6 protein-coding genes and 1 pseudogene are annotated in these 7,629 nt (G+C 40.0%); all 7 read left to right on the forward strand.

Translation table 11 applies throughout. From position 1 onward, the window contains the following. The first annotated feature begins 281 nt into the window (after positions 1-281). The gene (locus tag ACRCJ0_RS07505; protein WP_419971756.1) at positions 282-1,436 is read left to right on the forward strand and encodes an exonuclease SbcCD subunit D; all 1,155 of its coding nucleotides are present in this window, start codon (positions 282-284) and stop codon (positions 1,434-1,436) included. Further along, positions 1,436-4,609, forward strand: coding sequence for an AAA family ATPase (locus tag ACRCJ0_RS07510; protein ID WP_431390070.1), 3,174 nt, complete (start codon positions 1,436-1,438; stop codon positions 4,607-4,609). Before ACRCJ0_RS07505 ends, ACRCJ0_RS07510 begins: the two co-directional genes overlap by 1 nt. 111 nt (positions 4,610-4,720) lie before the next feature. Then, a complete protein-coding gene (locus ACRCJ0_RS07515; protein ID WP_419971758.1) occupies positions 4,721-6,184 on the forward strand; it encodes a DUF4097 family beta strand repeat-containing protein in 1,464 nt (487 codons plus the stop codon). A 1-nt stretch (position 6,185) separates the two neighbouring features. Beyond that, positions 6,186-6,374: a PspC domain-containing protein gene (locus tag ACRCJ0_RS07520; RefSeq protein ID WP_419971759.1), complete on the forward strand. Its 189-nt coding sequence runs from the start codon at positions 6,186-6,188 to the stop codon at positions 6,372-6,374. A gap of 19 nt (positions 6,375-6,393) precedes the next feature. Then, positions 6,394-6,726, forward strand: a complete 333-nt coding sequence (locus ACRCJ0_RS07525; protein ID WP_419971760.1) for a PspC domain-containing protein — start codon at positions 6,394-6,396, stop codon at positions 6,724-6,726. A gap of 2 nt (positions 6,727-6,728) precedes the next feature. Next, positions 6,729-7,082, forward strand: coding sequence for a phage holin family protein (locus tag ACRCJ0_RS07530; protein WP_059133888.1), 354 nt, complete (start codon positions 6,729-6,731; stop codon positions 7,080-7,082). Positions 7,083-7,491: 409 nt separating this feature from the next. Then, a pseudogene (locus ACRCJ0_RS07535) lies at positions 7,492-7,629 on the forward strand (HPr(Ser) kinase/phosphatase); the annotation flags it as partial.

The following is a 7,629-nucleotide window of genomic DNA, read 5'->3' on the forward strand; positions in this document are numbered from 1 at the left end:
TATTGTCGTGATTGAGCACAATTTAGATGTGATTAAAACTGCAGACTATATCGTGGATATTGGCCCTGAAGGTGGTGCTCAAGGTGGTAAAATCGTTGCTTCTGGTACACCTGAAGAGGTTGCTAAAGTGAAGGGCTCATACACAGGTAAATACTTAAAACCATTGTTGAAAAAATAGAATAAAGTAGAAAAACACTATGTTGACGATAAATATTACATTCATCTTGGAGCATAGTGTTTTTCTTTAAGATGAAAGATTATAAGAAGGAAGTGGGATAATAGTGAAGATTGTACATACGGCGGATTGGCATATTGGAAAAGTGGTCAATAACCACTCTCTAATAGCAGACCAACGTGCCATATTAGATGACTGGCTAGCGCAAACCGTCGCTTTAAATCCTGATTTGGTGATTATGGCAGGCGATTTATATGACCGGACTTTACCAAGCGGTGAAACGGTTCAGTTGGTCAATGAAACGTTAACGAAAATGTCACAAGAACTAGCTTGTCCCATTTGCATTATCGCTGGAAACCATGATTCAGGTGAACGTGTAGGTTATGCTGCAGGTTTACTATCAGGACAAGGCTTACACATGGCTGGTGTCTCTAGTGCCGAGATTCAAAAGGTTGAAGTTGGGGACGCAGATGTGTATCTATTACCGTTTAGCGATCATCTAACAATTAAACGTCTATATCCTGAAGAAACTATTCATAGTATTGAGGATGCCACTAAGGTACAGGTAGGGCGAATTAAGGACAAGTGGGATCCTAGTCGAGTCAACATCCTCCTTTACCATGGTTATGTAACAGCCGGGTCCATTGAAGGGCCAGGGGAAGACTTAGAAAGATCCGATTCAGAACGTCCTTTATCCATTGGAACCAGTGAATATGTACCTCATACTGTATTTGATGGTTTTGATTATGTGGCGCTTGGTCATCTACACGGACCGCAACAAGTAGGTACTCCGCGAATTCGCTATTCAGGTTCACCCTTGAAGTTTTCTAAGTCAGAAGTTCATCATCATAAGGGCTTTTTAGAGATTGACTTAGATAAAAAAGCAGACACCATTGAAGTTGTGAAGCATGAATTAAAGGCTGATAAGGATATGCGGATTATGCGTGGTCAATTTGAAGATTTGTTACAAGGGCAATCAGATGACTATATTTTCTTTGAACTAACGGACGCCTATGCTCAGCATGAAGCTATGAATCGCTTGAAGAAACGGTACCCAAATGCCATGAACTTAGAGTATGTAGCTTTAGAAAATAGACAGCGACAAGACTTGAAAACCAAACGTCATGAAGTGCAAGCAACACCTGTATGGGACCAGTTTGCTCAGTTTTATCAAAATAATACGGACCAAGAATTATCAGCATTTCAAGCGGAAATTGTCCGTGATATTTTCCAATCAACCTTAAAGGAGGATAAGGCATAGTGAGACCTATTAAACTTGAATTGCAGGCTTTTGGACCTTATAAAGAAAAAACGAGCCTAGACTTTACAGACTTAGGCGATCAGAACTTATTCTTGATTTCAGGATCCACTGGTGCTGGTAAAACGACCATTTTTGATGCCATTGTTTACGCCTTATACGGAAAGACTTCTGGTTCATCGCGTGATATTAATGAATTGAAGTCGCAGTTAGCTGAAAATGAAAGTGTTGCATATGTACGGTTAACCTTTATGATTCACGGGAAAACCTATACGGTGGAACGGATTCCCAAGCAAAAACGGCCGACTAAAAGGGGCTTAATTCGAGAGCAGAATGCGGAAGTAACCTTAGAAGGGGAAGATTTTTCACTAAGTAAGACGCAAGAAGTGGATAGTAAGTTAGTTGAAGTTCTTGGTTTGTCAGCAGATCAATTTAGACAAATTGTCATGTTGCCACAAGGAGAGTTTAAAAAACTCTTGGAAGCTAGCTCGGGCGAAAAGGAAGCCATTCTACGGACCATATTCCACACTGATTATTTAGACCGATTCCAACAAGCCATAGCCGAACGGTTTAAACAGGCCAACCAAGAAGTGGGCACCTTGAAGAAACAAGTAGACCAACATAGCCAATCATTCGTGACCTTTGTGGATATTAAGACTGAACAAGCAAAAGAAAAAGATGAAAATCAAACAGGGGTCTCTGAAAATGCCCTAACAGAAAAAGACCGCGTTCAAAATTGGGTGGACCAAGAAGACTATCAGGCGCTGTCTGAATGGGCAGGGCGAAAATCTAGTGAATTCAACCAAGAGAGTACACAATTAAGCCAAGAAATCACAGCATCAGAAGCTAGGATTCAGAAGCTAGAAGGTTACATTCAATTGCTCACTAGACAAGATGAGTTGGTTCAACAAGAAGCTTCTATTAAAGAGCGAGAGGCAGCAATTGTTGTTAAACGTCAGGTGTTAAACCAATATCGGACCACTCAAGACGCATACCGATTAATCCAACAAATTCAAAAGTTGACGAATAGACAAGAGCAATTACAGGCCTTGATGAATGAGAAAACGAACTTATTACAAGAAGCAGACGGTCGTTTACAAGCTATCAAAGCTGAACAAGTTGACTGGCAAGACCGGATTGACCAAGTAGATAGTCTGCGGGCAGAATTGCAGGATTTGGCTATCCAAGAAAATAAATGGGATAACTATTTAATGCAAGAAGGTAGTCTCATAAAGCAGGTGGCTCATGGCCAAAGTTTGGCGGAACAAGCAAAAAAATTAACCAGCCAGATTCACGACCAGGAAAAAGTGGTCGAAGCTGGGGAAATATCACTGAAAAAACTACAAGCAGAATTAGACCAAGTAGGGGATATTAGCCAGCAACAAGCCTCAATAGATAATAAAAGCTATCAATATAACTTGTTAGTGAAAAGTTATCAAGACATGGTTAAAACCAACCAAGAGATTGCAGACCTCTCTGCTCAAGTTGAAGCGGACCAAAAAAACTATCAAGCAAAAGTATACGAGCGAAACGGCCTGGAGTTGGCTTATAGCCAAAACTTAGCGGGCGAATTAGCTAGTCAATTGGTTGAAGGACAACCTTGTTTGGTCTGTGGTTCTATTCATCATCCAGCACCCGCAGTGCCACAAGAGGGTGCAGTGACCAAAGAAATGGTGGAGGCAGGGGTGGACGCTACTCAGGCAGCTTTTCAGTTATATTCAAGTAAAGCAGAGCGTCTATCTGTGATTCAGGGGACTTTTGACCGAATGGTTTCTGACCAAAATATTAAAGGATTAGCGGCAGAGGCGACAAGTAATGAAGAAAAACTTGTTATATGGCAGACCCAACTTGATAAAGAAGCAGCAGATATTCAACAAGTCAAAGCACATTTAGACAAGTTAAGCCAAACCAAACAAGACTTGGACAAGCAAATTAATGAGACGATTAAGCAAGTGGACGATGCCAAGAAAGCTTTAAATAATAAGCAAATTGAGGCGTCTACCCTTAAAGGACAATCGGAATCTAATCAAAGTGCGGTAGAAGAGTTACGCACTGAGATTGACCAATTAAAAGAGCGATTGGTAGGGGATTCTAAAGCTGCCGTCACAGCTGAATACCAAGAGAAAAACAAGACCTTAGCAGAAATTACAGCGAAAGACCAAGCGTTGAAGTCTCAATTAGATAAGTACCAGCAAGAAGTTGCTCAGCTAACCACACAGATTGCAGGATATAAAGATCAAATCAAGCAAGGGCAAGTAGAATTAAAAGCTGATCAAACTGCTTTGGATGAGGCGATGACCAACCGTCAAGAAAGCCAGGAAGACATCCGTCAAATCCATGAAAACCAAGAAGATTGGCAGAGTATTGAAAGTGAAATTCAGCGTTTTGACAATGAGGTTTATGCCTTTAAAGAAAATAAGGCAACAAACCAAAATCAAATTACATCAGCTGGTTTGGATAAAAAAGCGGATACTTATCAGCTGGATATTGACCAGGAACGCCTTAAATTAAATGAATTTAAAGACGCAAAAGATCAAATTATTTCGGTCAAAGCCCAATTAGACCATGCAATTTACCTATTTAAGGATAGTTTTGCAACTTACCAAGAGAAAGGACGTCACTTTGGGGAACTATCTCTATTAAATAAGGTAGCCAACGGGAAAGAGAAGGCGTATGGCTATATTTCTTTTGAGCGTTATATTTTAGGTTTGTATTTTGATGAAATCCTTCAATATGCGAATGAACGTTTGATGGCCATGACTCAAATGCGGTATGAATTTAGACGGATTGTCGAAGGACAGTCTGGTGCAGGGGCTAAAGGACTTGACCTAGCTGTCTTTGACTACCAAGCTGGTGGGAAGCGGTCGGTCCAATCCCTATCTGGTGGAGAAGGCTTTAAAGCTTCCTTAGCCTTGGCCCTTGGTCTGTCTGACGTGATTCAAAATGATGCTGGTGGTATTGACATTGGCACGCTCTTTATTGACGAAGGTTTTGGTACCTTAGACCAGGAATCCTTGCAACAAGCAATTGAAACCTTGACTGATTTGCAACAAGCGAGCGGCCGTATTGTTGGGATTATTTCTCACGTGGCTGAATTGAAACAACAAATTCCAGTCCACTTACAAGTGTCTACTAGCAACAACGGGTCCAAAGCCTTTTTTACCGGGGTTCAATAGGGCTAAAATCAAACAATTGTGAATTTAGGTCCATAGACCTATGACATTTACCTCCAAAGTTGGCAAAATATAGATAACAAAGGAAAGCTAAACAACTAGGAGGTTGTCACAATGACGAATCATAAAGAACGTATTTTAAACTTAGTTAAAGAAGGCATTTTAACAAACGAAGAAGCGATTATCTTATTAGAAAATAGAGCGAAGCAAGCTGAATCAAAACCTACAACACAAGCGCAAGTTGAGGAAGAAAAAGATATCTTAGATGACTTTTATGCTGATTGGGAAAATGACCAAGGGGTAAATCAAGATGATATTACTGGGCGTACACAAAAAGTGGCTATTCAGAAAGACTTGGAAGCGTCACTCGCAAGCAAGTTAACTGAGCGTCAAAATTTGGTTAACCAAGAAGAAAAATCTGAAGTGACTCATATTGAAATTGACCGTTTGACTGAAGAAATCAACCAATTGACGGAGCAAATCCACCAATTGAAAGAAGATATTATTCAAATCGATGCGGAAAATCCAAGACCATCAAGAGCGACGGCACAAGCAGATTCAAATGTTGACGAAAGCCAACCGATTGAAGAAGAAACTGAAGCAAGTGCGTACGACTACAAAAATATCGTTGGCGACTTCTTCACTAAAACACGGTCAGTTTTAGACCAAGTGCAAGATAGGGTATCAAAAACTGTGAAATTTGAAAAAGGTAGCGGATCAATTCCAATACCTAAATTGATTACCCATGATTTTGAAGCGACCTATGAATACACTGAACCATTATCAATGGTGGATATTCAAATTGCGGCTGGTCAAATTGAGTTAACATCTTGGGACCAACCAACTACGAAATTAACAGTCGTTGGTAAGTTATACGGCGATTTCGAGGAGGAAGATGCGCAAACTGCCTTTGAAAAAAGAGCAAACCTAGAATTTGTTGACGGGGCCTTAAGCTTGAATATGATTTCTCGTTTTATCAAGACAGATATTGTGGTACAAGTGCCAAAAGACCGCTTAGATTTTATTAAAGCGAGAACAATTTCTGGCCCTGTAACGGTTGAACATATGGATACGAATGATATCTACATTCAAACAGTTGACGGCGCGATTAGTATCGAAGAATTTACAGCTTCAATGATTGAAGTGGATACGAAAAATGGTCAATTAACCTTAAACGATGTGGAAGCCCTAGATTTAGTGGTGAAATCATTGAATGGTAGCCAACGATTAAAAGGTCACGTAGAAAATGTATTGATGGAAACCTTAAATGGGGACATCGTGATTACGATGAACGCGAAACCATTAGTTCGTGCCCAAGTAGAAACAAAAAATGGCGATATTAAATTGAATATGCCAGCAGGTACAGCAGTTGATGGGTTAGCCCACACCAACCAAGGTGAAATCATGTTCCGTTCAGACTTAATTAAGAGTCAATCACAAGTCAACGATCAATTTAACAAACAAAAAGCATTTTACTATGATGTAGCTGGAGAAAAGGCTTATCGAGTAAACTTGAAGACAATGCGTGGTAATATTCGCGTGAAAGATGATGCTGATATGCGTAGAGGAGAGATTTAATATGTCAGGGAGATTAGTGAAGTCAAGAAAAGATAGTTACTTATTTGGGGTATGTGGTGGTATTGGTGAATACTTCGGTATTTCTGGTAATTTAGTCCGTATCATCGCAGTATTATTAAGTTTGGCACAGTTTCCAGTTTGGCTAATCTACATTATTTTAATTTTTGTAATGCCAAACAGAAGCCACTAAAAAGGTAGGAGTGAATAGAATGGCTAAGAAATTAACAAAATCACGTAATGACGTAAAATTAGATGGTGTTTGTGCCGGGATCGCTGAGTACTTTGAAATTGACCCAACGATTATCCGTGTAATCTTTGTCTTCGTCACACTTTCTGGCGGAGCTGGGTTACTGATTTATCTATTGTTAGCATTGATTTTACCAAGGGATGAAGGTCGTACACGTGTAGATAGACATGACCGTGATGAATACCGTCAGACTAAATCATTTGATGCTGAAGATCAGGACGACTATAATGAATCATGCTATAGTAAAGATTCAAAAGATAATCCTGATGAGGAAGAAAGTTGGCGTGATTTTTAATTATGAGACGATTTATATTAGCGACACTGATTGATGCTTTGGGCTTGATGGCTATTTCATGGATTCTTGACCCGAATGTATATGTGGCAGATTTTTGGTCAGCAATCTTAGTAGCTATCGTATTGAGTATTGTGAACTCAATTATTCGTCCTATCGTAAACTTGTTGGCATTACCATTAAATATCCTAACATTCGGTTTGTTTAGATTAGTCGTAAATGGCTTTATGTTTATTATCGTAGGATTGTTCTTCCCAACATCCTTTGTATTCGCAAACTTCTTTTACGCAATCGCCGCAGCCTTCTTGTTCTCGATGTACCATTGGTTTTTTGAGAAATTTATCGAAGCCGGGAAATAATGAAGGATGTGAAAAATGTCGCTTAGACTCGTAACGGTGGAAGACATAAGTGTGATGGTACATCACACACTTCATGTCTGAAGCGGCACGATCCTGACATTTTGAGCTCGACTAAAGAAGGGTGCGAGAGCCGACGCTCAGACAGGAACATTGGAAGTTTAAGGCAGTAGTTGGCGAAGTCAGCTACAGCTTAAGCTGAAACGCAGCTCTGTCTGGAGGCTCGAACCCGACTAGGGTGCGAGAGCCGACCTAGTCGAATTTATTTTAAATCCTAATCCGCTTGTTGATCTGAATGCCAGATTGACGGGCGGATTTTTCTTTTTCACAAATTACAGCTTATCCAACTGTCCATATGGGTCTAGTATGGTAAAATAGGGGCATAGTGACTTGTTAAGAAAGGAAACCGTATATGACAAAGGTAACCGTGAAAGATTTAGTCGAAAAATTTGATTTTGAGGTTATTTGTGGTGCAGATTATTTAGACCGCGAGATCATTACCAGTGATATTTCAAGACCTGGTTTGGAAATTACCGGCTATTTTAACTAC

This window comes from Aerococcus sp. L_32 (assembly GCF_050689315.1).